This window comes from Frankia sp. AgB1.9 (genome assembly GCF_016786355.1).
Classification (GTDB): Bacteria; Actinomycetota; Actinomycetes; order Frankiales; family Frankiaceae; genus Pseudofrankia.
In genome coordinates this window covers 46,748-71,706 of the sequence record NZ_JADWYX010000044.1, presented here as the reverse complement: position 1 = coordinate 71,706, position 24,959 = coordinate 46,748, and the positions used below count along the sequence as shown (strand labels likewise).

At 72.5% G+C, this 24,959-nt stretch carries 20 protein-coding genes; 13 read left to right on the top strand and 7 right to left on the bottom strand.

Translation table 11 applies throughout. From position 1 onward, the window contains the following. Positions 1–114: 114 nt before the first annotated feature. Positions 115–1,023, bottom strand: a complete 909-nt coding sequence (locus I6A60_RS19270) for an oxygenase MpaB family protein (protein ID WP_203014825.1) — start codon at positions 1,021–1,023, stop codon at positions 115–117. A gap of 351 nt (positions 1,024–1,374) precedes the next feature. Between I6A60_RS19270 and mptB the strand changes: the two genes are divergently transcribed. The 7 genes from mptB (at position 1,375) to I6A60_RS19235 (ending at position 9,716) form a co-directional block, all read left to right on the top strand. Further along, on the top strand, positions 1,375–3,138 hold the full coding sequence (gene mptB, locus I6A60_RS19265) for a polyprenol phosphomannose-dependent alpha 1,6 mannosyltransferase MptB (RefSeq protein WP_203014823.1): 1,764 nt from the start codon (positions 1,375–1,377) through the stop codon (positions 3,136–3,138). A gap of 24 nt (positions 3,139–3,162) precedes the next feature. Then, positions 3,163–4,314 carry a galactose-1-phosphate uridylyltransferase gene (galT, locus tag I6A60_RS19260; RefSeq protein ID WP_203014820.1) on the top strand — a complete coding sequence of 384 codons (1,152 nt, stop codon included), beginning with the start codon at positions 3,163–3,165 and terminating at the stop codon, positions 4,312–4,314. A gap of 80 nt (positions 4,315–4,394) precedes the next feature. Further along, on the top strand, positions 4,395–5,765 hold the full coding sequence (locus tag I6A60_RS19255) for a galactokinase family protein (protein WP_203014818.1): 1,371 nt from the start codon (positions 4,395–4,397) through the stop codon (positions 5,763–5,765). Positions 5,766–6,472: 707 nt separating this feature from the next. Further along, complete coding sequence (locus I6A60_RS19250) at positions 6,473–8,176, top strand: ATP-binding protein (RefSeq protein WP_203014831.1); 1,704 nt, start codon at positions 6,473–6,475, stop codon at positions 8,174–8,176. Between the two features lie 82 nt (positions 8,177–8,258). Next, complete coding sequence (locus I6A60_RS19245) at positions 8,259–8,681, top strand: roadblock/LC7 domain-containing protein (protein WP_374113397.1); 423 nt, start codon at positions 8,259–8,261, stop codon at positions 8,679–8,681. After that, entirely contained in the window at positions 8,678–9,049 is a 372-nt protein-coding gene (locus I6A60_RS19240; RefSeq protein ID WP_203014815.1) for a DUF742 domain-containing protein, read from the top strand. The genes I6A60_RS19245 and I6A60_RS19240 overlap by 4 nt, the downstream gene beginning before the upstream one ends. Before the next feature lie 76 nt (positions 9,050–9,125). Then, on the top strand, positions 9,126–9,716 hold the full coding sequence (locus tag I6A60_RS19235) for an ATP/GTP-binding protein (protein ID WP_203014828.1): 591 nt from the start codon (positions 9,126–9,128) through the stop codon (positions 9,714–9,716). Between the two features lie 22 nt (positions 9,717–9,738). Here the strand turns inward: I6A60_RS19235 and I6A60_RS19230 are convergent, their stop codons facing one another. The 4 genes from I6A60_RS19230 to I6A60_RS19215 all read right to left on the bottom strand — a co-directional run bounded on the left by I6A60_RS19230 (position 9,739) and on the right by I6A60_RS19215 (position 14,534). Continuing rightward, positions 9,739–10,890: a GDSL-type esterase/lipase family protein gene (locus tag I6A60_RS19230; RefSeq protein WP_203014814.1), complete on the bottom strand. Its 1,152-nt coding sequence runs from the start codon at positions 10,888–10,890 to the stop codon at positions 9,739–9,741. A 226-nt stretch (positions 10,891–11,116) separates the two neighbouring features. Then, on the bottom strand, positions 11,117–11,599 hold the full coding sequence (locus I6A60_RS19225) for a DUF456 domain-containing protein (RefSeq protein ID WP_203014813.1): 483 nt from the start codon (positions 11,597–11,599) through the stop codon (positions 11,117–11,119). Between the two features lie 109 nt (positions 11,600–11,708). Next, the gene (locus tag I6A60_RS19220; RefSeq protein ID WP_203014811.1) at positions 11,709–12,953 is read right to left on the bottom strand and encodes an ammonium transporter; all 1,245 of its coding nucleotides are present in this window, start codon (positions 12,951–12,953) and stop codon (positions 11,709–11,711) included. Between the two features lie 408 nt (positions 12,954–13,361). Further along, complete coding sequence (locus I6A60_RS19215) at positions 13,362–14,534, bottom strand: ABC transporter substrate-binding protein (RefSeq protein WP_307873753.1); 1,173 nt, start codon at positions 14,532–14,534, stop codon at positions 13,362–13,364. 596 nt (positions 14,535–15,130) lie between these two features. Here I6A60_RS19215 and dnaN point away from each other — a divergent pair. After that, positions 15,131–16,309: a DNA polymerase III subunit beta gene (gene dnaN, locus I6A60_RS19210; RefSeq protein ID WP_203014808.1), complete on the top strand. Its 1,179-nt coding sequence runs from the start codon at positions 15,131–15,133 to the stop codon at positions 16,307–16,309. On the opposite strand, the gene I6A60_RS19205 is transcribed toward dnaN, so the two are convergent. After that, complete coding sequence (locus I6A60_RS19205; protein ID WP_307874182.1) at positions 16,306–17,355, bottom strand: LysR family transcriptional regulator; 1,050 nt, start codon at positions 17,353–17,355, stop codon at positions 16,306–16,308. The genes dnaN and I6A60_RS19205 overlap by 4 nt on opposite strands. Positions 17,356–17,438: 83 nt before the next feature. Here I6A60_RS19205 and I6A60_RS19200 point away from each other — a divergent pair, with 83 nt between their 5' ends. From I6A60_RS19200 to I6A60_RS19190, 3 genes are all read left to right on the top strand, one after another. Then, entirely contained in the window at positions 17,439–18,161 is a 723-nt protein-coding gene (locus tag I6A60_RS19200; RefSeq protein WP_203014806.1) for a succinate dehydrogenase cytochrome b subunit, read from the top strand. A 96-nt stretch (positions 18,162–18,257) separates the two neighbouring features. Next, complete coding sequence (locus tag I6A60_RS19195) at positions 18,258–20,192, top strand: fumarate reductase/succinate dehydrogenase flavoprotein subunit (protein WP_203014827.1); 1,935 nt, start codon at positions 18,258–18,260, stop codon at positions 20,190–20,192. After that, positions 20,189–20,938, top strand: a complete 750-nt coding sequence (locus tag I6A60_RS19190; protein WP_203014804.1) for a succinate dehydrogenase/fumarate reductase iron-sulfur subunit — start codon at positions 20,189–20,191, stop codon at positions 20,936–20,938. The genes I6A60_RS19195 and I6A60_RS19190 overlap by 4 nt, the downstream gene beginning before the upstream one ends. Positions 20,939–21,086: 148 nt before the next feature. On the opposite strand, the gene I6A60_RS19185 is transcribed toward I6A60_RS19190, so the two are convergent. Then, positions 21,087–21,596: an N-acetyltransferase gene (locus tag I6A60_RS19185; protein WP_203014803.1), complete on the bottom strand. Its 510-nt coding sequence runs from the start codon at positions 21,594–21,596 to the stop codon at positions 21,087–21,089. A gap of 638 nt (positions 21,597–22,234) precedes the next feature. On the opposite strand from I6A60_RS19185, the gene I6A60_RS19180 reads away from it, so the two are divergent. Then, positions 22,235–23,092 carry an SCO2525 family SAM-dependent methyltransferase gene (locus I6A60_RS19180; RefSeq protein WP_203014802.1) on the top strand — a complete coding sequence of 286 codons (858 nt, stop codon included), beginning with the start codon at positions 22,235–22,237 and terminating at the stop codon, positions 23,090–23,092. A 19-nt stretch (positions 23,093–23,111) separates the two neighbouring features. Continuing rightward, a complete protein-coding gene (locus I6A60_RS19175; RefSeq protein ID WP_203014800.1) occupies positions 23,112–24,956 on the top strand; it encodes an SCO2524 family protein in 1,845 nt (614 codons plus the stop codon). Positions 24,957–24,959 lie beyond the last annotated feature (3 nt).

The following is a 24,959-nucleotide window of genomic DNA, read 5'->3' as shown; positions in this document are numbered from 1 at the left end:
CCCCCGGGCCCCCGGCGGGCGCCCCCCCGGCCCGCCCCCCCCCGGCCCCCGGCCCCCCCGGGGGGGGCCGCGCCCGGGGCCTCGTGCGTCGGGTCGGTTCGTCAGACCGGTTCGTCAGACTAGCGGGAGCCCGCGCCGGATGCGGCGGCGCAGGTCCAGCAGCAGCAGGTTGAACGGGAACAGCCGGACGTGGCGGGGCAGCCGGCGGGACACCGCGCCGAGCCGGCGCAGCAGCCGGGCGAACCGGGCCTCGTCGCCCGCCGACCAGCGCAGCCCCAGCTCGGCGCGGAACCGCGGCGGCAGGAAGCCGGTCGTGATGAACTCCAGCGGCCGGCGCGGCGGCAGGTTGAACGGGAACCGCAGCGCGCGGCGGCTCACCAGGCCGAGCAGGTAGGCACGCACGACCGGGTCCACGGCCACCTGCGCCTGCGCGCGGTCCCAGTACTCCTCGAACGCGGCCAGGTCGGCGGGCCACAGGTCGCCGCGGACCTGCAGGGTGGTGCCGAACCGGGCGGCGTGACGGTAGACCGTGTCCGCGACGGCGGGCTCCAACGGCCCGTAGGCCCGGGTGTAGAAGTCGGTCAGGCCGCGGTACATGCACGCGGCGACCCAGAGCTGCAGGTCCTGGCGGAACGCGTTGTACTCCACGGGACTGGCGGCCGTGGAGCGGACCTCGCGGTGCGAGGCGTTGACGGCGTCCCGGTACCTCGCCCGTTCCTCGTCGGTCCCGAGCCACGCCACCGCGATGTAGGTGAGCGTGGTACGCCCCCGCTTGGCCGGGTGGCGGGTCAGCTGCCCGCGCGGTGCCCGGCTCTCCACCACGCCGTGCCCGACGGGTGCCCAGCTCAGCTGCATGACGACGTTCGCGAGTCCGGCCAGGAACGCGCCGGCGCCGTCGAGGAAGTCCCGGAGATCGACCTGCGCCGTGACGGGTCCGGCCGCTGGTCCGAGTGCGCCGGGGCCGGTCTGGGTCGCGCGGGGGAGGGGGATCTCGCGCGTTCCGCGAGCCGGGGCGGTCGTCACAGGGCGCCTCCTTCTCCGTCTCCGCGCCTGTCCACCAGTACGGCCTTAGTACGGCGGTGCCGGTGCCCGGGCCGCTCCGCGTTGGTCGACGCGCCGGTGGCCGCTGGGCGTTCGGTCTCGATGGTAAGCGAGTCGGCCACCCATGTGATCGCGCTTAGTAACGGTATGGGTGCGACGGAGCGGGCCTGCGGCGTCAGGTGGCACCGCCGTGACAGCTGGTGGCGACTTCGGGGTGAACGCGATTCTTGTCACGGTCCCCGTGGCGCTCACCGCCGGGTCGCGGTCTGTTCACGCGGGGGCTGCCCGGTCGCTGTCTGCCCGTCCGGCTGGGCTGGCAAGGTGCTGCCCACCATGGGAGAAGCCGGGCCGGCGGGCGTCGAACGCAGCCACGAGGCCGGCGCCATCGCGCCGGGTGCCGACGAGGACTCCCCGTCGGTCGACAGCGACGGCGACGGCGAGACCGACGGCAGCGAGACCGACGGCAGCGAGACCGACGGCGGCGACAGCGGCACGGGCCGCCGGCGCGGCGCCACGCGCCGGGTGGGCGCGCTGGTCGCGGCCGGCGTGACCGGCTCGGTCGGCGCGACACTCGTCGTCATCACCGGTGGCCGACTTGCGCTCGGTCCGGCGGTGCAGCCCCCGACGGCGTGGTTCGGCCTGCTCGACCCGGTCTCGCTGAACGAGCCGTCGGTGTTGCCAGGCGTGCTGATCGCCGGTGCGGCGCTGCTCGTGGGCGCCTGGTGGTGGGTCTGCCGGCGCTGCCAGCGGGGCGAGCTGTCGCTGCGCGGTGTCGTCACGCTGATCTGCTGCTGGTCGGTCGTGCCGCTGGTCGGCCCGCCAATCCTCAGCCTGGACGTCTACAGCTACGTCGCGCAGGGCGTCATGGTCTCCTCCGGCCTCGACCCGTACACGGCGGGCCCGGCGCTGCTCGGCAGCGCCCCGGCCGCGCTGGCAGCGGACCCGATCTGGCAGAACACGCCGTCGCCCTACGGGCCGGTCGGCCTCGCGCTGTTCCACGCCGTCGCGGCGTTGACGGGCGGGCGGGTGGTGCGCTCCGTGCTCCTGCTGCGTTTCGTCACGACCCTGGCCGTCGTGGCGCTCGCCTGGTGCCTGACCCGCGCGGTCCCAGCGGCCCGCCGGCCGTGGACGCTGGCCGTGACCGTGGGCGGGCCGGTCGTGCTGCTGGAGCTGCTCGGCGCTGTGCACCTCGAGGCCGTGATGATGGCGTTGGCCGCCGCCGGCCTGCTGGCGGTGCTGCGCGGCCGTCCGGCGCTCGGATTCGGGCTGCTCACCGCTGCCGCGCTGACGAAGTGGCCAGCCGCGGTGATCCTGGTGGTGCTGCTGGCTCGGCGCTGGGCCGACCTGGCGATCGAGCCGGCGGACGCCCCGACCATCGCCAGTCCTGTCACTGGCACCTCGGCGGCGGACAGCCCAGCGGATAGCGAGCCGGCGGGGAGCGCGGCCGGCGGTTTCCGGCGCAGGCGGGCCCGGCGGGTGCTCGTGACGGCGGGCCGAGACCTCGCGGTGGTCGCCTGCACCGTGGCCGCGCTGTCGCTGCTGCTGGTACCGGACGGCCTCGGTTGGGTGCGGGCGACCTCGACGCCGGCGACCGGCTTCAGCGTGTACTCGCCGACCTCCGCGTTGGCCAACCTGATCGCCATCGTTACCGGTATGCCGGGCGCGGCGCTGCCCGGCAGCGAGGCGCTGCGGATCGCGCGCGGCATCGGGATGGTGCTCGCCGTCCTGGTGATCGGCTGGCTGCTCGTCACGGTCCGGCGTCGCGACGTGCTCACCACCTGCGGGATCGCGCTGCTGTGCCTCGCGGTGCTCGGGCCGGTGCTGTATCCGTGGTATCTGGTGTGGGGCACGGTGCCGCTGGCGATGGCGCGTGGAGCCCAGCGCCCTGGGCTGCTGATCCTGGTCGGCGCGTTGGGCGCGCTGCTCTCCGTGCCGCACCCCGAACTGCTCTTCGTCGGCCGGCCGGAGATCACGGACTGGTTCACCCGAGAGGGGCCAATCGTGCTGGCCGTCCTGGTGTTGTGCGGGGCGGCGGCCTTCCTGGCCCGGCGCCGGTTCACCCAGCCGGCGCGCCGCGATTTCACCTCATCGGCCTGAGCGGTTCCCGGTACCGTCTGCGACGTGACGACCGCGCCCGGGACGCCTGTTCCACCGGGCTCTGTCCGCCCCGGGCTCGTCGACCCGGGGCTCGCGGCCGCGCGGACGGCGACGCGGTTGGCGGACGGCCGCGAGCTGATCTACTTCGACGACGCGCCGGGCCGCGGCCAGCCTGCGCCGGACGCGCGCGATCTGCCGGGGCTGGCCCGGCCACCGTCGCAGCTGCGGTTCGACCCGCTGACCGAGGAGTGGGTGGTGGTCGCCGCCCACCGGCAGGGGCGCACCCACCTGCCGGCCGTCGCCGACTGCCCGCTCTGCCCGAGCCGGCCCGGCCGGCCGACTGAGATCCCCGAGGACTACGACGTCGTCGTCTTCGAGAACCGGTTTCCCGCGCTGGGCCTCCCGGCCGTCCTGGCGCCGCTCGACGGTGGCGCGACCGGGCCGGCCGCGCCCTACGCGGGCCGGCTCGGTGACGGGCGTTGCGAGGTCGTCTGCTTCACCGCCGACCACGACTCGTCGTTCGCCGCGCTCTCGCCGCGCCGGGTCGCCACGGTGCTCGCCGCCTGGACGGACCGCACGGCCGCGCTCGGCCGGCTGCCGGCGGTGGAGAGCGTCTTCGTGTTCGAGAACCGCGGTGAGGAGATCGGGGTGACGCTCGGTCACCCGCACGGGCAGGTCTACGGCTACCCGTTCGTCCCGTCGCCGCTCGCCACGATGATCAGGGTCGCCGAGCGCCGCGAGGCCTGCCCGCACTGCGAGGTCATCGCCGCCGAGACCACCGACCGGTCCCGGCTGGTCGCGCGGACCTCGACCTGGGTCGCCTTCGTCCCGTACGCGGCTCGCTGGCCGTTCGAGGTGTCGATCTACCCGCGGCGGCACGTGCCCGACCTGCCCGCGCTCGACGACGCCGAGAGGGCCGAGTTCCCCGAGCTGTACCTGGACGTCCTGGGCCGCCTGGACCGGGTGCTCGGCGTCCGGATGCCCTATGTGGCCGGCTGGGAGCAGGCGCCCGCCCGGCGGGGCCGGCGGTGGGCGCACCTGCGGCTGCGGGTGTTCTCCAACCGGCGCGCCGCGGACAAGCTCAAGTACCTGGCCGGGAGCGAGGCGGCGATGGGCGTCTACATCAACGACATCGAGCCGGAGCGCGCCGCGGCGATGCTGCGGGCCGCCGGCTGACCACGCGGCGGCCCTGACCCAGGGTAGCCGTTCAGTGGGGTCCCGGGGATCGCGCGCACGGCTCCGGACGTTGCCTGGACATGACCGACGGTGCCGCGACGCGCGGCGTCACGGCGGCCGCCCGGAGCGGCCGAGGCGGCGGGGGACCGCGACCCGCCCGGGGGCGACCGGAGGACGCGGCGGAGCCGGCCGCCGGTCCCGACGGCGACGCTGACCGGGCATCCGGCGGGGCGCGGCGGGCCCGGATGCGGCGGCGGGCCGCGCCGGTCGCGACTCGGGCCGGCCGCGGCGGGCCGGTTTCGGCCGCCGCCTTCGGGCCGGGCCGGGTCAACCTCGTCGGCGAGCACACCGACTACAACGACGGCCTGTGCCTGCCGTTCGCGATCGAGCTGGGAGTGACGGTCCGGGCCCGCCCGGCGCCCGACGGCCTGATCCGGGTGCACGCCGTCGACATCGGCGCGCACGACGTGTTCGCCGCCGACGCGCCGGCCCGCGCCGACGGCTGGCGGTCGTTCGCGCGCGGGGTCGTCGCCGAGCTGGCCGCCGCCGGCTACCCGGTCCGTCCGGCCCGGCTCTCGGTCGCCGGAACGCTGCCGCGCGGCGCGGGTATGTCCTCGTTGGCGGCGCTGGAGGTCGCCCTGGTGCTCGCCCTGCTCGCCCACAGCGGCTACGGCGAGCCGGACCGCCTCGAGCTCGCCCAGCTGCTGTCCCGGGTGGAGAACACCTGGGTCGGCGCGCGTACCGGGCTGCTCGACCAGACCGCGTCGCTGTTCGGCCGGCCGGGCCATGCGCTGCGGCTAGACATCCGCGCGCTGACCGCGGGCGGCGAGGGCGCGCCGTCGCCGGTCGCCGAGCCGGCCGGGCCCGGTGCCCGGGCCGGGCGGGCGGTGCCGCGTCCCCCAGGCCGCTGGCTGTCCGGGCCGGCGGGCCGGCCGGTACCCGGCATCGAACCGGTACGGCTCGACCTGGGTCGCTGGCGGCTGGTGACGGTCGACTCCGGCGTCCGGCACGCGATCGCGGCTTCCGGCTACAACACCCGCCGCGAGGAGTGCGCCCGGGCGTGCGAGCTGCTCGGCATCTCCTCACTGCGGGACGCGGACGAGGACGCTCCAGACCGGCTACCCGAGCCGCTGGGCCGGCGCGTGCGGCATGTGCTGGAGGAGAACGAGCGGGTACGCCGGGCGGTCGTGGCGCTGCGCGCGGGCGACCTGCCCGAGCTCGGCCGGCTGCTCGACGCGTCGCACGCCAGCCTGCGGGACCTCTACGAGGTGTCGGTGCCGGCCGTGGAGGAGACGGTCGCCCGGTTGGCGGCCGACGGCGCGGCCGGTGCCCGGCTGGTCGGCGGCGGGTTCGGCGGGTCGGTGCTCGCGCTCTTCCCGCCGGGGAAACGGCCGCCCGCCGAGGCCCTGCGCGTGGTGCCGGGCGGACCTGGACGTCTAGTCCGGCGCTGAGCCGCGGTGGCGCGGGCGGGCCGGCCCGCCCGAGTCCAGCGGCCACCGCCGGCAGGATTTCCGCCAGTTATCCGGATGCGCGACGGAGTCCGCGCGCAAACCAATGGAGACACACTTTCGCCACTCCCTGAGCGCGGTTCGGGTCGTCGGCTCGGCCGCGTCATCCGCGCCCCTGCGGGCGGCTCAGGTGGAATCCCGTCGGCGGCTCACCGCCAGGCGCCCGAATGGCCGCGAGACGTGCCTCGGGCCCATGGCGTCCCGACTGTCGGCTCAAACCGGATCTAAGGTCCCAATGGTCTAAGGACTTAGGTCCCAGGCGAATCTGGGCGAAGCCGAAATGTCCGCATGTGCGTCAACAGCTATCTTCGCCCGGCATTCCGGAGGTCGCCGGCCTCGACGTTCGCGGTAGTCAGCCGACTATTGGCGGTATGCCATTCCGGCCGGCGAAGGGTGACCTGTTGCCCTGCGGCCGGGGAAGGCGGCGTCCATCGGTGTGACAACGCGCACACATGCCGGCCACTCGCCGGCCTGGCGGCAGGAGGCCCGCGTGACGGCTGCGTGCGGGCGGGGCGCGCGCGCTCCCTAGCATGCGATTTGCAGTCAGCCCGGCCTCGCCGGGTGTTCCGCGCGCATTATCCCGGCGTGTTTTACCACCGGCCAAGTCAAGAATGTCGCGTCCGGCGCGGCCAGGCACCGGCGAGCCGGACGTGCCGTGGCGGACACACTCCCCGCTCGTCGCCCGCGGCGGGGACCGGTCCTGGGGAAGCCGTGACGACGAGGTGGACGAGGAACTGATCGCGATGCCACGAGTACACCAGTCCGCCCGTCGGCGGGCCGATCACGCCGCGCCCGCGGCCGGCGGCTTCGGGCTGCCCGGCGGCGGGCGCAACGCGCTGCTCACCGCGCTGCTGGTCGTCGCGCTCGCCGCCCTCGTCGCGGTCGTCGCCGCGCCGTCGCCGCGCCGTCCGGTGGTCGGCGCGGCGGTCGCCGTCGGGCTGCTCGCCGCCGCCGTGGTCGTCGCGGTCGCGCTGCGCCAGGCGGCCGGCCTCCGGCGGCTCACCGACCGGCTCGCCGTTCTCGACACCCAGGTGGAACACCAGTCGGGCGCGGCGGCGCAGCTCGCGGACGACACCCTGCCGAAGGTCGTCGCCCTGCTGCGCGACGGCGTCTCGGTGGACGAGGCGCTGGCCAGTGTCGAGCGTCCCGCGGACCCGGTCGGAGCGCGGATCATGCGCACGCTCGCGGAGGAGGTCGGCCGCGGCGAGCGGATGCGCGCCGCCGCGATGGCCGCCTGCGCGAACGCCGCCGGGCGGGTCCAGGCACTGGCGACGAGCATGCTCGCCGACCTGCGCGACATGGAGGACCGGCACGGCGAGGAGGTTCTCGGCGACCTGCTGCGCCTGGACCACAGCACCGCCCAGACCGGCCGGCTCGCCGACTCGATCGCCGTCCTCACCGGCGCCCGGTCGGGCCGGCGCTGGACCAGGCCGATCGTGATGGAGAGCATCCTGCGCGGAGCGCTCAGCCGGATCAGCGCCTACCAGCGGGTCCGGCTGCACTCGACCAGCACCGTCGCGGTCGCCGGCTACGCGGCCGAGGGCGTCATGCACGCCCTGGCCGAGCTGATGGACAACGCGACCAGCTTCTCGCCGCCCTCCGAGGAGGTGCACGTCTACGTCGAGGAGGTCCAGGCCGGCGTCGTCGTCACCGTCGAGGACGGCGGGCTGGTCATGGGACCGGCGGCGCTGCGGCGGGCCGAGCGGGCCGTCTCCGCGACCGAGCCGCTCGACCTGACCACGCTGTCGGGCACCCGCCTCGGGCTCGCGGTCGTCGGGGTGCTGGCCCGTAAGCACGGCCTGACCGTCTCGTTCCGGCCGTCCTCGCGGGGTGGCACCGGCGTCGTCGTGATCATCCCGCGTCAGCTGATCACCCAGCCGCGGCCCGAGGCCCCCCGGCCGCCAGGCGCCGCGAAGCAGGCCCCGCGGGCCGCCGAGACGACCGAGCTCGCCCGGGTGGCGGACCGTCCCAGCGCGGCCGCGGCCCAGGCCGCCGCCGCCGAGCTGCCCGCCCGGGCCGGCGCCTCGTCACGGCCCGGCGCGTCCGACCCGCTGCCGAAGCGTGGTCGGGGGCAGACGCTCGCCAACTCGGGACGACCGTTGGCGCCGCCGGCGCCCGCCGCGCCCACGCCTGGCCGCGCCGCGTCGTCCGCGGCCTCCGCCGGCGCGCGGTTCGGTGCGTTCCAACAGGCCACCCGTCCCAGGACCGCCCCCGACGGGCAGCCGGCCGCCGAGACCCCAGCCGCGGGACTGCCTGCCGCGGGACTGCCTGCCGCGGGACTACCGGCGGCGGACTCGGCCGGTGGCGTGGTCCCCGCCGGCGGCGCGTCCACCGGCGACGACTCGTCGCGATGACCATGCAGATCTTCGGACGCAGATTGGAGGCAGGGGCCGGCCGGCCGAGGGTTTCGGCCGCGGCCACGGTCCCCGAGACCCGATGATGAAGACCAACGACCGTGAGCTGGACTGGCTGCTCGAGAACCTGCTCGAACGCACGCCGGGTACCCGTCACGCCCTGGTGCTGTCGCGGGACGGCCTGAAGCTCTGCCGCACCTCCGGCCTCTCCGTCGACCAGGCCGACCAGCTGTCCGCGATCGCGTCGGGGATTCAGAGCCTCGCCCACGGCGCTTCGGCCGAGTTCGGCGACGGTACCGGCGGGGTCCGCCAGTCGATGACCGAGTTCCACGGCGGTCTGCTGTTCATCGTCGAGGCCGGTGAGGGCGCGCACCTCGCCGTGATCGCGGCGGAGGAGGCCGACGCCGGCGTGATCGGCCACAACATGAACGAGCTGGTCGAGCAGATCGGCGAGTACCTCAGCTCGCCCGCCCGCGGACCCCGGTCGGCGGTGGCGCCGGCGTGATCCGCCACTCCATCGACCGGGAGAGCCCGGACCGGCTCTACACGATCACCGGCGGCCGCAGCCGGGTCGACACGGACGTGCTCGACCTCGTGACGCTGGTCATCGCCGAGTGTGACCCGACCCCGGCGATGCAGTCGGAGCACGCCGCGATCCTGCGGTTCTGCCGTTCCCCGCGGGCCGTGGTGGAGATCGCCGCGCATCTGCGGCTGCCGATCAGCGTCACCAGGATCCTGCTCTGCGACCTGCTCGACGCCGGCCGGGTCCTGGCCCGGGTCCCGGCCGCGTCGGCGTCCCGGCGCACGCACGACGTGCCATACGCCCACCCGGACCTGCTGAAAGAGGTGCTCGTTGGACTCCGCCGGCTTTAGAGGCGCCGTCGACCTGCCCGGCGGCGCGGGGCGCACCCCGGCGCGGCGGGCGGGCGCCGGCGCGGCGACGCAGGACGTGGCGCCGCTGCGCGACTCGGTCCGCGAGGGCCTGAAGATCGTCATCGTCGGCGGCTTCGGCGTCGGCAAGACCACGATGGTGCGCTCGGTGAGCGAGATCCGCCCGCTCTCCACCGAGGAGGTCATGACCGAGGCCGGCGTCGGCATCGACGACACCGCCGGGGTACGCGGCAAGAACACCACGACGGTCGCGTTCGACTTCGGCCGGATCAGCCTGGACGACCACCTGGTGCTCTACCTGTTCGGCGCGCCAGGGCAGGAGCGGTTCTGGTTCCTGTGGGACCGGCTGTTCAGCGGCACCCTCGGCGCCGTCGTCCTCGTCGACACCCGCAGGGTCGAGGACTCCTGGTACGCGATCGACCGGCTGGAGCACCAGAACGTGCCGTTCGTCGTGGCACGCAACAACTTCAGCCCGCCGACCCACTCGATCGACGAGGTGCGTGACGCGCTGTCGCTGCACCCGGACGTGCCGCTGGTCGACTGCGACGCCCGCACCCGGGAGTCCAGCAAGGCGGTCCTCCTGGAGCTCGTCAACCACGTCCACACGCTCTCCACGGCCGCCTACGGGGCGCTCGCCGGCCAGGGCTGAACCTGCGCGGCTACCTCTGGCGTCACGTTAAGGCGCCGACGGTGAAGGTGGCGGCGGGGCCGGCCAGGCCGCCCATCCGGCCCTTCCAGGGCACGACGCGGTAGGCGACGGTCACCCCGGGCAGCAGGCGCTCCGACGTCCAGGTGTAGCCGGAGACCGCGCCGGGCTGGCGGACGAAGTCCGGCTCGTTGAAGGACAGCACCCGGCGCTCGACCAGGTACTGGGTCGCGCCGGGAGTCGGCTGCCAGGTCAGCGTGACCCGGCCGCCGGACCGCGGGGCGGGGACGACGGTCGGCGTGCCTCCGACGCCCGGCCAGGGGATGTGGGCCGGGATCGGCCCGAACCGCGCCCCGATGCCGAGGCCGGCCAGCGCGTCGGCGAAGCCGCGGGCGATGAACATCTCGCCGTCCGGGGTCGGGTGCGAGCCGTCCCAGGCGTGGACACGCGGGTCCCAGCCGAGGTCGGAACGGGCGACGACGACCTTGGAGGCCGGCGTCGACCAGCCGGGGGCCTGGGCGTCGAGGAGCTGGTTGAACACGCCGGCCGCCGGCAGGTTGAAGCTGAAGTCGCGGAAGTCGGCCCGGGCCAGCACATGGCCGAGGACGAACGTCATCTTCGGGTTCGCGGCCCGGACGTTGTCGACGTACCGCCTCAGCAGCGTGATCGTGTCCGGGGGGTTCGTCCAGTACGACAGGTCGTTCGCGCCCATCGCGACCAGCATGACGTCGGCCGGGTGGGCGCGGACCACGCTCTCGATGGTCGGCGTCTCGTTGCGCAGCGAGTCGCCCCAGCGGGCGTGGTGGCGGCGGTCGAAGTTCGGGTTGACGTAGGCGTAGGAGCCGCCCTTGTCCGCGACGTTGTCCCAGACGTCATCGCGGTCCCCGACGAAGGCGACCCGGCCGGGAGCCGTCTGGTAGAGGTGCGTGGCCAGCCGGTAGCGCCAGGTGTAGTCGCCGGCCGACTGGTGCGTGATCGAATCGCCCACGATCATGACCCGGACGCGCGGCGGCGCGGCTGTCTGCGCCGGGTGGGCCGGCGTCCGCGTCCCGGCGCAGGCGGCGGCACCGGCTCCGGCGAGGGCCGCCGTGGCGAGCGCCAGCAGGCCGGTTCGCCGCGTCAGGCCGGCGGGCTCAAGCCCGAGCTGGTCGGCCGGCCGGTCCGTGCTGCCCTCCATGCGTCCCCCAACGCTGAGATCGAGCCCGGCTGGACCGGATGCCGAGGTCGGCGACCGGCACGACCCCGACCGGCCCGGCCGGACGATTCTCCGGGCTGCCAGCGGATCCCGCCCGTCGAGGGCGCCGTCCATCGCGGCCGGATGAGTGCCTGGGTGGGGCGTCGACCGTGGGTCGGACGCCTGATGATTATGCCCCGGAATGTCGCGACGGCCCCGGGAGGGTGGCTCAGAGCACGAGGGCGCCGACGAGCCAGGTGAGCGCGGCCAGCACGCCGGCGGTCAGCTCGACGAGCATGCCGATGCCGATGCCGACGAGGGCCGCCCAGGTCGAGGCGAGGGCCTCCCTGGCGTCCTTGAGCCGGACCACCTCGGCCAGGTAGATGCCGAGCAGGCCGCCGACGATCAGGCCGACCACGGGGATGACGAAGAACCCGACGACCGCGCCGACGGCGCCGATCAGCAGCGTCGTCCAGGGCGCGCCCCGGCCGGCGGTGGCCCGGGCCGGCAGCACGTACTTGGCCACCGTGCCGAGGACGGCGAGCACGACCATCACGGCGAAGAAGACCCACCGCGCCCCGCCGCCGTCGGCGATGGTCCACCACAGGCCGGCGCCGAGGATGATCAGCTGACCGGGCAGGACCGGCGCGACGATTCCCACCAGCCCGACGAGCATCAGGAGGCCGACGACGACCTGCATATCGACGCTCATCGACAACCTTCCCCGTCCGGCTGGAACGCAGCCGAACCTACCGGTTGCGCCGAGCGCCGGCCAGACCGGCCGAAACCGCCGAGGCGGTGGGAGTCAGAAGCGGTGGGGGTCAGAAGTCGTAGGCGCGCTCGCCGTGCAGCGCGATGTCCATGCCTTCCTTCTCCTCGTCGACGGACAGCCGCATCCGGACGAACATCCGGATCACCGTGCCGATGACCAGCGTGACGACGAACGAGTAGGTGACCACGGCGGCGACGGCCTCCGCCTGCTTCCCGAGCAGGGTGAACCCGCCGCCGTAGAAGAAGCCGTCCACGCCACCGGTGTCCGTCGAGCCCCAGAAGCCGATCAGCAGCGCCCCCAGGCTCCCGCCGACCAGGTGCACCGCGCCGACGTCGAGCGCGTCGTCGATGCCGATCTTGCCCTTGATCCCGGTGACGGACGCGCACGCGATGCCGGCGATGAACCCGATGAAGATGGAGCCGACCGGGGTCACGAAGCCCGCGGCCGGCGTGATCGCCACCAGGCCGGCGACGGCGCCGGACGCGGCGCCGAGCGTGGTCGCCCGCTTGTCGCGGATCTTCTCCAGCAGGATCCAGCCGAGCAGCGCGCAGGCGGTCGCGGTGTTGGTGTTCATGAACGCGAATCCGGCGAGCTCGTTGGCCTTCAGCGCGGAGCCGGCGTTGAACCCGAACCAGCCGAACCAGAGCAGCCCGGCGCCGAGCAGCACGAACGGCACGTTGTGCGGCCGGAAGTTGCCGTCCGGCCAGCCCCGGCGCTTGCCGACCACGATCGCGATCGCGAGTGCCGCCGCGCCGGCGTTGGCGTGCACCACGGTCCCGCCGGCGAAGTCCTCGGCGCCGTGCTTGAACAGCCAGCCGGTCGGCGAGAAGACCCAGTGCGCGACCGGGGCGTAGACCAGGACCGACCACAGGATGATGAAGGTCGCGAACGGTCCGAACCGGAACCGGTCCGCCGGTCCGCCGGTGATCAGCGCCGGGGTGATGATGGCGAACATGAGCTGGAACGCGGCGAACACGATCGGCGGGATCGTCTGCGCCGCCGCGCCGGCGTAACCGGGGACCTGTTCGTTCATGTGCTGCAGCCCGGCGAAGTGCAGGCCGCCGAAGTACGCGTTCTGCCCGCCGAACGCGATGCTGTAGGTGCAGGTCACCCACAGCAGGCTCACGATCCCCATGCAGAAGAAGTTCTGCATGAGCATGCCGAGGACGTTCTCGACGCGGACCATGCCGCCGTAGAAGAACGCCAGACCGGGCGTCATCACGAGCACCAGTGCGGAGCTGGCGAGCAGCCACGCCGTGTCTCCGGAGTCGATCGCGCCGATGTTGAACGGCATGTCCCGCCTGTCCCTGTGCTGGATCGGAAGCTGGCGGCCTCCTGGGCGGCGCGGTACCAGAGCGGAGCTGGGCACCGGCGGGGGAGAGGCCCAAGGCGGCAGGTTCCGCATCACCCGTTCCGCCGTGGTGTCTCACGTATTTCCACGGCGTAAAGGCGGAGATTTGAGCCTGGTTTGTTCGACCCGTCGGCGGATGGTGGGCCGGAGGGGTGGGCTGGTTGCGCCACAGTCGAAGGCTGGCGCCGTTCCACCACGTTCCGTGACGGTTTCCTGTGTGTCCCGCGTCACGTTGACGTGCTGGGGCCTGAATGGTCGCTGGCTGGCGCCGCTCGATCGCGGGCGCTGCCCGAGCTGCCACGTACCGTCAGTACATCGTCCCGGATGGCGGGCGCACGCGCGAGCGCTTGGCTACCTCGGGATCAGTCGGCCGCACTGGGGCATCGGGTCGACCGGCGTGAAGTGCCGGCCGTCGGCGCTGACCTGAACGAAGCTCAGGCATCGGGTGAGCTTGCCGAAGTCGGCGCGGAAGTCGATCGGCTGCGTCAGCAGTCCGTCGGCCGTGTAGCCGTGCACCGCCCGCAGCGCCGAGATCAGCCCGGCCCTGGTCGGGCAGTCGCCGGAGGCCTGGAGGCCGCGCAGCATGATGTCGGCCGAGATCCAGCCGGCGAGCGCGGCCTGCTGGTTCGCGGGCTGTGTCTCCGGGGCGTACTGCGCCATCGCGGCCAGGAACTCCCGATGGGCCGGCTGGTCCGCCTCGAAGGGCAGGAAGTCGACGACGAAGTAGCTCCCCGCGAGGACCGTCTTGAACAGGTTGAGCATCCGTGCGTCGTAGCCGGCGGGGGACAGCGAGACCTTGATGCCCGCCTGGGCCCCGATCGCGGCCAGCACGGACTGGCCGAAGGCCGGGCCCGCCACCGAGCCGATCAGGGCGTCGGCCCCGCTGTCCTTGATCTGCTTGCCCAGGTTGACGTAGTTGATGGGCGAGGTCGCGTCGACGGTCGCCACGACGGGAATGCCGACGGACTTCAGGCTCGCGGTCAGCTCGGCGGCGAAGGCCACCGAGGCCGGGACGAACCGCGAGACGACGATGACGGCCCGATGGCCGCCGTGGCTCGCGATGAAGTCGCCGTAGGTCGACACGGAGCCCGACGCCGCCAGCAGGTTCGAGTAGCTGAACATGTTGTCGTAGACCGTCCACGGCTCCTCCAGGGACGAGCCCACCACCGGGATCCCCTGGCTGTGCAGGTACGCGGCCGATCCGGTCGCGACCGACGTCGACTCCAGCATCGCGAAGACGCCGCTGTTGACCAGCGAGGTCGCCGCGGCGAGGTTCGTCTGCGTGGTCGACTCGTCGTCCTGCCAGCTGTAGGTCACCTTCCGGCCGCGCACCCCACCGACGTCGTTCGCCACGCCGAAGCGGGCGTCCACGCCGGCCCGGAAGGACCCGAACAGCGACTCGGCATTGCCGGAGTTCGGGTAGACCATGCCCAGCTGGATCTGGTCGCGGCTGACTCCCGGCGACGTGCACCCGCCGTGCCCGGTGTCGGCCTGGCTGGGCGTGGCGCAACCGGCCAGTGCCACGAGCGCGACGAGACAGGCCACGATCGACAGCGCCGCGGCCGGGTGGGGCCGTCGCCGCGGCCGTTGGGGCCGATTACCGACCGTGCGTCGTCGGGCCGAGGGGGCAGGTGGCCGAGCGGCAGAAGACTCGGACGCCGGGGACTGGGTCAGGTGGACCGGGCTCGTCCTCACTTCACCCACAATGACGACGATTCGAGCCTCGCGGCACCGATCTGTTGGGGCCGTGTGGTCCGGACGGCGACAAGTGGGATTTGGGTGTTCCTATAGTGGCTTCGCCCAGCGTGTTCCCTGTGATCCAGGAGGGATGAAGGTAGACCGACGCGGCGGTGAGCAGATCCGTCGATCGCCGCCCCTCGCCCGCATCCGGCACCGGCGCCGGGTGGGCTCCGCCGGCGCCGGATGTGGCCCCAGGGTGGCGGTGGCGCAGCGTGGTCGCCGACGCCTGCGGCCGACACGGGCGATATACCGGGAATTCAGTTCGTGACGCGGGAGAATCCGACCATGACGGTCAGCATGGTGGCCTCCGGTCGCACCATCTCTGGGGCCACGACGTCTGGGGCCACGATCTCTGGGGCCGCGGCCGCGCGAGTCGGCCCATGAGGGTCACGGTGCCGCGGGCGGAGTTCGCGGAGGCCGCGGGGTGGGTGGCCCGGCATCTGCCCGCGCGGATGGCGCCGGGCATCGTGGCGATCGCCGGGATGCGGGTGGACGCGGGGGAGCGGCTGACCCTGTCCGCGTTCGACTACCAGGTCGCGGTGACCGCGACCGTCGAGGCGGCCGCGGCCGTGCCGGGTGGGGCGCTGGTGCCCGGCCGGCTGGTGGCCGACATCATGCGCAGCCTGCCCGACGAGACGGTGCGACTGTCCGTCGACGAGGGCTGGCTGCTCGTCCGCGCCGCCGGAGCCCACTACCGGGTGCCCATCCTGCCGCTGGAGGACTATCCGGCGCTGCCGACCTTCCCGCCGCCGGTCGGTGAGGTGGACACGCTCGGGTTCGCCGCGGCGGTCAACCAGGTCGTCCCGGCCGCCGCGCGCGACGAGACGTTCCCGGTCCTGACGGCACTGCGCCTCGAGCTCGCAGGCCGTGGCCTCACCCTGGTCGCGACCGACCGCTACCGGCTCGCGGTGCGCACCATTCCCTGGCAGCCGTCGGTACGGGACCCGGAGGCGGTCGCGCACGTCCCGGCCCGGCTGCTCGCCGAGCTCGCCCGCATCCCGACCGCCGCCTCGCGGCTCGCGCTCGGCCTCGGCGCCGACGACGACGGCGGCCCCCGGTTCGGGCTGTCGACCGGGGCGCGCCGCATCGTCGTGCGCCTCGTCGACGGGACGTTCCCGCACTACCGGCGGCTCTTCCCCGAGACCGTCGGGCTTTCCGTCGGCGCCCAGATCGCGCCGCTCGCCGCGGCGATCCGCCGCGTCGCGGTCGTCGCCCCGCGTACCGGTCCGGTGGTGCGCCTGACGTTCTCGGCCGGCGTCCTCACGGCCGACGTCGGTCCGGACGCGGGCACCACCACGGCGGGGGACTCCGGCCCGCTCAGCCTCGCCGCGGCGACCGACTCGGTGCCGATCGACTACGACGGACCGGACCTGGTCGCCTGGTACAACCCCACCTACCTGCTCGACGGGCTCGGTGCCGTCGACGGCGACGAGGTGACCATCGGCTTCGCCGCCACCGACCCGGACGAGGCGGCCCGGCTGCCCGCGATCATCACCGGGAAGGACGACGACGGGTTCCGGTACGTCCTGATGCCGGTCGTCCGCAGCGAGGCCGGCTAGCTGGCCCGCGGGGTTGGCGGATCGACCACTGTGTTCTCGATACCAGCAGGGCCCTCGAGGCCAGCCTGGCGGTCGAAGCCCGCGGTCCACATCTGAGCGTCGGCGCCGCGCCGCACGCCAGGCGCCGGGCGGACGCCAGGCGGCAGCATGTCGGCCGCGGCGGCGTTGGCGACGAAGTCGACCAGGGTGGCCCGCAGCTCCCGGGCCGCCCGTGGCGGCTCGACATCGCGCCGGTGCGCCAGCCCGATCGTGCGATGTAAGCCGGGCGCGGCGAACGGCGTCGTCCGCAGCGGCTGCCGGAACGCGACCATGCTCGGGATCACGGCGATGCCCAGGCCCGCCATCACGAACCCGCAGACCGCGTCCATCTCGCCGCCCTCGATCGCGAACGTCGGCTCGAAGCCGGCCGCCCGGCAGGCCCCCACGGTGAAGTCGCGCAGGTCGTAGCCGCGGCGGAACATCACCAGCGGCCGGTCCCGGAGGTCCTCCACCGCCATCTGGGCGGCCCGCACGGGCGGCGGCCCGTCGGGGGAGGAGATGACGACGAGGTCCTCGCGCAGCAGCGGGGCGGTCGCGAGCGCCGGGTCGCTGCCCTGCAGCGGCAGGATGATCAGGGCCAGGTCGAGGGCACCGACCGCGAGCTCGCCGACCAGGTCGCGCGAGCCGCCCTCCTCGACGAGCAGCTGGATGCCGGGATATCGCTGCCGGAACAACCGCAGCACTTCGGGCAGCATGCCGGTGCACAGGCTCGGGGTGGCGCCTATTCGGACCGTTCCTCGTCGCAGGTCGGTCAGCTCCTGAACCTCACGGCGAGCCATGTCGGCGTCCGCGAGGATCTTTCGGGCCAGCGGAAGGAGCGCTTCACCCGCCGCGGTGAGTGTGATATTCCCCCTAGCCCGGTTGAACAGTGGGCTGCCGAGCTCCGTCTCCAGGGCGCGGATTTGCGCGGAGAGTGATGGCTGGGCTACGTGAACGCGCGCGGCGGCCCTCGTGAAGTGCTTTGTCTCGGCCACGGCGACGAAGTAGGCCAGCTGCTGGAGCTGCACACCCGCACCATAGTCCTGGGCTATTGAGACGAGCATCTTCATGTCTTGGACCATTGCCTCGCGGCGCCCGTACGGTCGCCGCCGTGGCAGTAGAGACCGCGGCGACCCGGGTAGGTCGCCCCTCAGCCGTGACGGCCCTGTGGCGGTCGAACATCGGCAAGAAGGCAGTCATGGCCACTACCGGCCTGCTCATGCTGCTCTTCCTCATTGTCCACATGTTGGGCAATCTCAAGATCTTCTTTGGGCGGACGGACTTCGACGATTACGCCGCCTGGCTGCGCACCATCGGCCACCCGATCCTGCACAACGCCTGGTATCTGTGGATCCAGCGGTTCGCGCTGGTCGTGATCGTGGTCCTGCACGGGGTCAGCGCCTACCAGCTGAGCAAGCGGGACCTGCAGGCCCGGCCGGCGAAGTACGCGCACCGGCTGCGCCCGACCGCGAGCTACGCGACGAACACCATGCGGTTCGGCGGGATCATCCTCGGGCTGTTCATCATCTACCACATCCTCGACCTGACGGCGCTGGTCGCGAACCCGCACGGGGTCGAAGGAAAGCCCTACGACAACGTGGTCGCCGACTTCTCGCCGTCGCACTGGTACATCGCCGTGGCGTACATCGTCGCGATGCTGGCGCTGTGCCTGCACATCGCGCACGGCTTCTGGAGCGCCGCCCGCACGCTCGGCGCCGTCTCCAGTGCCAGCAAGGCGACCGCCTACAAGGCGACGGCCGGCGTGCTGGCGGCCGTGATCACGCTCGGCTTCCTGTCTGTCCCGATCGCGGTCCTCGCAGGGCTGGTGAGGTAGTCAATGACCGACGTAGTGCACCCTTCGGCAGAAGCGGCCGGGAACGACGGACCGGCCGAGCCGGACGTGAGCCTCACCGGGGCAGCGGAAGCGGCCATGCCCTTCACGCTTGGCGAGGACCTCTTCGACAAGGCCGCTCCGGACGGCCCGATCGAGACGCGCTGGAGCCGGCGCAAGTTCGAGGCGAAGCTGGTCAACCCGGCCAACCGCCGCAAGCACAAGGTGATCGTCGTCGGCACCGGCCTGGCCGGCGGCTCGGCCGGCGCGACGCTGGCCGAGCAGGGCTACCACGTCATCCAGTTCTGCTTCCAGGACTCGCCGCGCCGGGCGCACTCGATCGCCGCCCAGGGCGGCATCAACGCGGCCAAGAACTACCGAAACGACGGCGACTCGGTCCGCCGGCTGTTCTACGACACGATCAAGGGCGGCGACTTCCGCGCCCGGGAGTCGAACGTCCACCGGCTCGCCGAGGTAAGCGTCCAGATCATCGACCAGTGCGTCGCCCAGGGCGTCCCGTTCGCCCGCGAGTACTCGGGCCTGCTCGACACCCGGTCGTTCGGCGGCGTGCAGGTGCAGCGCACCTTCTACGCCCGCGGCCAGACGGGCCAGCAGCTGCTGCTCGGCGCGTACCAGGCGCTGTCGCGGCAGATCGACGCCGGCAACGTCGAGATGCACGCCCGCCACGAGATGCTCGACCTGGTCGTCATCGACGGCCGGGCCCGCGGCATCATCGCCCGTGACCTGGTCACCGGCGAGGTCTCGACCTACATGGCCGACGCCGTGGTGCTCGCCTCCGGCGGCTACGGCAACGTGTTCTACCTGTCGACGAACGCGAAGAACTCCAACGCGAGCGCGATCTGGCGGGCGCACAAGCGGGGCGCGTACCTGGCGAACCCGTGCTACACCCAGATCCACCCGACCTGCATCCCGCGCTCCGGCGACTACCAGTCGAAGCTCACCCTGATGTCCGAGTCGCTGCGTAACGACGGCCGGATCTGGGTGCCGAAGGAGACCGGCGACGCCCGCAGCCCGGAGCTGATCCCCGAAGAGGACCGCGACTACTACCTGGAGCGGATCTACCCGGCGTTCGGCAACCTGGTCCCGCGTGACATCGCGTCGCGCGCGGCCAAGAACGTGTGCGACGAGGGCCGCGGCGTCGGCCCCGGCGGGCTCGGCGTCTACCTGGACTTCTCCGACGCGATCAAGCGCCTCGGCGAGGACAGCGTCCGCGAGAAGTACGGCAACCTGTTCGACATGTACCAGCGGATCACCGGCGAGAACCCGTACAAGGTTCCGATGCGGATCTACCCGGCGATCCACTACACGATGGGCGGGCTCTGGGTCGACTACGACCTGCAGTCCACCATCCCGGGCCTGTTCGTGATCGGCGAGGCGAACTTCTCCGACCACGGCGCGAACCGGCTCGGCGCCTCGGCGCTCATGCAGGGCCTCGCGGACGGCTACTTCGTCCTGCCGCCCATGCTGGGCAACTACCTGGCCTCGACCAAGCTCGCCCCGGTCGACGCGGCGGCCCCCGAGGCCGTCGCGGCGCACACCGAGAGCAGCGAGCGGCTGACGAAGCTGCTCGCGGTGAACGGCGACCGGACGCCTGACTCCTTCCACAAGGAGCTCGGCGACCTGGTCTGGGACAACTGCGGCATGGCCCGCAACGACACCGGTCTGCGCAAGGCGCTGGCCCGGATCGCCGAGCTGCGCGAGGAGTTCTGGACCCGGGTCAAGGTTCCGGGCACCGGCGCCGAGCTCAACCAGTCGCTGGAGAAGGCGAACCGGATCGCGGACTTCATCGAGTTCGGTGAGCTGCTGGTCCTCGACGCGCTGCACCGCGCCGAGTCCTGCGGCGGCCACTTCCGCGAGGAGAGCCAGACCCCCGACGGCGAGGCGCTGCGCGACGACGAGAACTTCGCCTACGCGGCCGCCTGGGAGTTCACCGGCGTCGGCAGCCAGCCGGTGCTGCACCGGGAAAACCTCCAGTTCGACGAAGTGCACCTGGCCCAGCGGAGCTACGCATGAAACTCACCCTGCGCATCTGGCGGCAGACCGGACCGGAGTCCCCGGGCGAGCTCGTCGACTACCAGCTGGACGACGTCAGCCCTGACATGTCGTTCCTGGAGATGCTCGACGTCCTCAACGAGAAGCTCATCCTCGACGGGGCGATCCCGGTCACCTTCGACCACGACTGTCGCGAGGGCATCTGCGGCTCCTGCGGCATGGTGGTCAACGGTGCCCCGCACGGCCCGCAGACCCTGACCACGACCTGTCAGCTGCACATGCGCTCGTTCTCCGACGGCGACACGATCGTCGTCGAGCCCTGGCGTTCGGCGGCGTTCCCCGTGGTCAAGGACCTGATGGTCGACCGGTCGGCGTTCGACCGGATCATCCAGTCCGGCGGCTATGTCAGCGTCTCCACCGGCGCGGCCCCGGAGGCGCACTCCCAGCTGGTGCCGAAGCCGGACGCCGACCTCGCGTTCGAGAACGCGGAGTGCATCGGCTGCGGCGCGTGCGTCGCGGCCTGCCCGAACGGGTCGTCGATGCTGTTCGTCTCGGCGAAGATCTCGCACCTCAACGTGCTGCCCCAGGGCCAGCCGGAGCGCGCGAGCCGGGTGCTGAACATGGTCGAGCAGATGGACGCCGAGGGCTTCGGTGGCTGCACGAACACCGGCGAGTGCACCAACGCCTGCCCCAAGGGCATCCCGCAGTCGAGCATCGCCCGGCTGAACAAGGAGTTCCTGCGCGCGTCGCTGTCGGGCAAGCGCTAGGCACCCGCACCGCGCCGGAACCGTCTGACGGTTTCGGCACCCGCACGACGTACCGGCCGGGCCGGGTCCTCGGACCTGGCCCGGCCGGTACGCGTTCGGGGTGCCGCCGTAGTTCGATGTGCTGGGGTCCCCGGTGGGCGCGGGCGGGTCAGGCCTCGACGTGGTCGGTGGCGCCCGGCGTGGGCCGTCCGGTCAGTGCCGGGACGGACGCCTCCAGCAGCAGGCGGGACTCGCCAGGGCCCAGGTAGTTCTCGACCTCCCGCAGGAGGGTGAAACCCAGCTTGCGGTAGAGGCCCACGGCCGCCTCGTTCTCGCCGTCGACGGTCAGCCGGACCCGGTCGACCCGGTGCGCGGCCAGTCGCTCGAACGAGGCCCGCATCAGGCGCTCGCCGTAGCCGCGGCCACGCGCCGCCGGCTCCACGCCGAGCCCGAGAATCCAGCCGAGCCCGGCGACCGACCCGGTGACCCCGAACGAGTAGCCGCGTAACACCCCGTGCTCCTCCAGCACCAGCAGATCGTCCTGGTGCACGTCGGACAGCTGGCGCAGCACGAAGAACGGGTAGGCGAGGCTCCCGAAGATCTTCTGGTCCAGCTCCGCGACGACGGTGATCTCGTTCGGCCGGAGTGCCCGTATCTGGGATGGCGGCGCCCAGGCCACCCGGCCTCCCGCGGGCGGCGGCGGGGGCGCCTTCCTGTGGTCCGGCTGTGGCCCGTCCGGCCCGCCCCGGGCGCGTGCCCGGCCCCGGCCGGCTCCGTCCTGAGGCTGCCCCGTCCAACTACTCAGTCTGTCCATTGCGCGGTGTCCCGTTCCCTGCCGACGGTCGAGCTGCCCAGCCGATCACGGTGATCGGCGTGTTACGTACCGTTCCCGGTGCTGGGGTCATCATGAGGCAGATGTCGATTGTGTTTCGGCGATCCGCAAAATTCGCTAACCGAGCGGACGGCGGGCGGGAGTGTCAAAACGTGCCTGACCTGCTGCCGGGGGTCGATCCGGGCTATGCAAGAATGACCCAATCCGGTCGCGCAGAGCGGCGGTCGGCGTGGTCGGTGGCGTTGGGGCATGGGGGGATGTCATCCTGACACCATCAGGATCCAAAATCGTGACCGTCCGTGCACAACACGCGTAGCCTGTCGACAGTAGCCTGGTTGTACGGCCACCGCCGGAAGCCGGGGTGTCGCCCGGTGCTTGCTCCAGCTTCGCCGCGGTCCGCGGCGCTCCTCCCGCTGGCGGACCTGTTCGTGTAGACGCGCATCGTCATCTGATCCCTGTCCCCGCAAAACGAGAAGGCAGTTCCCATGTCCACAACGGCGCGAAGCTCGTCCAACGGTCCCGCACGGCCTGCGGAGCGGACAAGCGGCGCCCTGCCGGAGCAGGAGCGGCGCCACTCCGAGCGGGCCGACGACCGCCTCGGTAATGCCGACTTCCAGTGGGACCGGTTCGACCCGACGGCCTATGTCGACCACAACTACAAGACGTTGCGCGCCGACGACCAGCAGATTCTCGAACGGGTGCGGGATCATTTCGCCGCCCACTTCGCGGCACGCGGCGAGGACCCGCGGGATTCCGGCCTGGTCGGCGCCGATCTCGGCGCCGGGCCGAATCTCTACCCGGCGCTCGCCATGCTGCCCTGGGTCGACCATCTGGAGCTCGTCGAGTACTCGCCCAGTAACTGCGAATGGCTGCGCCGTGAGGTCAAGGAGTTCGGCCGGACCTGGGATCCCTTCTGGGAGCTGCTGACCCGGCGGCCCGCGTACGCCGCGGTGGCCGACCCGAGGGCGGAGCTGGCCCGGGTGGCCTCGGTGGTGCAGGGCAGCCTCTTCGACCCGCGTGACGAACGGTGGGACCTGGCGACGATGTTCTTCGTCGCCGAGTCGATCTCGTCTCGACGCCAGGAGTTCGCGGCGGCCGTCGACGGGTTCGTCGACGCGCTGCGCCCCGGCGCGCCATTCGCCGCGGCCTTCATGGAGAGGTCGACGGGCTACGAGGTCGGCACCGAGCACTTCCCCGCGGTGCCGGTGAGCCTGGAGGACGTCACGACCCGGCTGTCGGCACGGACCGAGGTGGTTGTGGAAAGAATCGCACTGGCGGACAATCCGCTTCGTGAGGGTTACACCGGAATGATCGTCGCGCTCGGCGCAAAGACCGCTCGGTAGCAGGGGAAAGGCCAGGACAGTGCGGGTCGAACCGCGGCAGCGCCTGCTGGAGCTGTGGAAATCGGCTGCTGAGTACTCCTATGAGGCACCCAAGTGGCAATGGGGCGGCCGAGACGCGGAGAACTCCATCAGCGATGCCGAGCAGTTGCTCTGCCTGATGTATCCGGCGTCCATCGTCGACGGTTTCCGGCTTGACCAGCCGGACCACACGGCGTCGGACGTGCTGGAGGCGTTAACCACGCTCGGCGACTCGGTCGAGATCCCGAAGATGCTGGTCCGCAGGCTGGGCGAGTACCTGGAGCGGTACACCAATCCGGACGGGACCCCCACCTTCGCCGGAGGCAGCTACTTCCGGTCCCGTAACTCCGCCGAGGCGCTGACCGCGCATCAGCGCTCGCTGGACGTGGTCGACTCGTTCTCCATGTCGATCACCCTGATGCTCGCGGCGATCGGTTTCGTCCGCGGCTTCCGCGCCACCGTCCGGCGCGGCCGGCTGCTCGACGAGCTGCGGTCCGTGGAGGAGGCGGCGAGCCTGCGGCTGACCGCGGCGATGGTCGGCCTGATGCGCAGCTTCTCCATCCAGGCCTTCCCGGCGGGCTCGGAACAGGGCGAGGCGCTCGTCCGGACCGCGAACCAGGCCGGGGTGCCGCAGTCCGAGCTGGAGCGAGACCTGCGCAACGCGCTGCGGCAGGTACGAGCCGGCCTGCGCGACCTCAACGTCGGCTCGGGCCGCGGTGAGGTGCTCGACAACGACAACCTGCTGTTCGAGTGCGGCTGGTCCTGGGGCGTGATCGCCGGCTCGCCGGCCGTCGACGTCCTGGAGACGCTGCGCCCCTCGATCTCGCAGCCGGACGGCGTCGCCGAGGACCGTCCGTTCCTGTACTTCACCGTGACCGCTCTCGACGGCCTCGAGGACCTCTTCTCGGCGCGGACCCAGATCCTCAACCTGCTCAACGACGAGCAGCAACGCATCGCGCGGCTGCTACAGCTGCGGTGGGAGCTGACCCAGCGCTACTGGGGCACGGTCGCCATGTTCGGCGCCGGCCGCTGGCCGCTGGAGGACATCCCGTGGCGCACCACCGACGGCCGTGAGTCCGACTACTACTCGGTCCTGGTGTCCTCCGTCGTCTCCTCGGAGCTGATCCGCCGCCGGGCCGTCGACTCCGAGCTCAGCCGCGTCGGGGAGATCCTGCGCGAGCTCGCCGGCCGTGGCCGCGTCACCCGGCGCGCGGTCGCCGACGACTCCGCGATCGACCTGCACGTCGCCGGCGTCGAGCTCAACCTGTACGGCGCCGAGGAGTTCGGCCCGCAGGTCGTCTGGCCGGTGACGGACTTCTCGACCGCGCTGCTCAAGCGCTCGACGAGGCTGGCCACCGTCGCCCGCGGCACCGACCTGCGCAACCGGCTGCTCGACCTGTCCGACGACGTCTGGGACCACCTGGCGGTCCGCCGCATCGCCGGTGGTCCCGGTTCCGGGCTCTGGGACGACCCGGCTCAGGCGTTCTCGGGGGTGGAGAGCCATCACGAGCTGCCGTCCTGGTACCTGACCGAGCGGGTCGCCGAGTGTCTGTGCGTGTCCGCCGGCGCGGTCGAGGCGGAGCCGCTGCGCGGGCCCGGCCTGGTCTCCGACTGCCAGGACCTGCTCAACGAGGCCGACCACCTCTACAACCAGGAGCTGCTCTTCGGCTCGATGACGGCCGGGCAGGCGATGCTCAACGAGCTGGAACTGATCGGTGACCAGCTGGACCGGGCCAAGGAGCTGAGCACGAACCGGCCGGGCACCGCCATCGCGATCCTGAACCAGGTCCTCCTGGAGATCGACCGCCTGGTCGTCGCCCGGCGCCGAGTCACCAGGAGCGGCTGACGC

Excerpts from the sequence above, each read along its gene's own strand:
- mptB (WP_203014823.1), top strand. The coding sequence starts at position 1,375 with ATGGGAGAAGCCGGGCCGGCGGGCGTCGAACGCAGCCACGAGGCCGGC.
- I6A60_RS19255 (WP_203014818.1), top strand. The coding sequence starts at position 4,395 with ATGACCGACGGTGCCGCGACGCGCGGCGTCACGGCGGCCGCCCGGAGC.
- I6A60_RS19245 (WP_374113397.1), top strand. The coding sequence starts at position 8,259 with ATGATGAAGACCAACGACCGTGAGCTGGACTGGCTGCTCGAGAACCTG.
- I6A60_RS19230 (WP_203014814.1), bottom strand. The coding sequence starts at position 10,890 with ATGGAGGGCAGCACGGACCGGCCGGCCGACCAGCTCGGGCTTGAGCCC.
- I6A60_RS19225 (WP_203014813.1), bottom strand. The coding sequence starts at position 11,599 with ATGAGCGTCGATATGCAGGTCGTCGTCGGCCTCCTGATGCTCGTCGGG.
- I6A60_RS19220 (WP_203014811.1), bottom strand. The coding sequence starts at position 12,953 with ATGCCGTTCAACATCGGCGCGATCGACTCCGGAGACACGGCGTGGCTG.
- dnaN (WP_203014808.1), top strand. The coding sequence starts at position 15,131 with ATGAGGGTCACGGTGCCGCGGGCGGAGTTCGCGGAGGCCGCGGGGTGG.
- I6A60_RS19195 (WP_203014827.1), top strand. The coding sequence starts at position 18,258 with ATGCCCTTCACGCTTGGCGAGGACCTCTTCGACAAGGCCGCTCCGGAC.
- I6A60_RS19190 (WP_203014804.1), top strand. The coding sequence starts at position 20,189 with ATGAAACTCACCCTGCGCATCTGGCGGCAGACCGGACCGGAGTCCCCG.
- I6A60_RS19180 (WP_203014802.1), top strand. The coding sequence starts at position 22,235 with ATGTCCACAACGGCGCGAAGCTCGTCCAACGGTCCCGCACGGCCTGCG.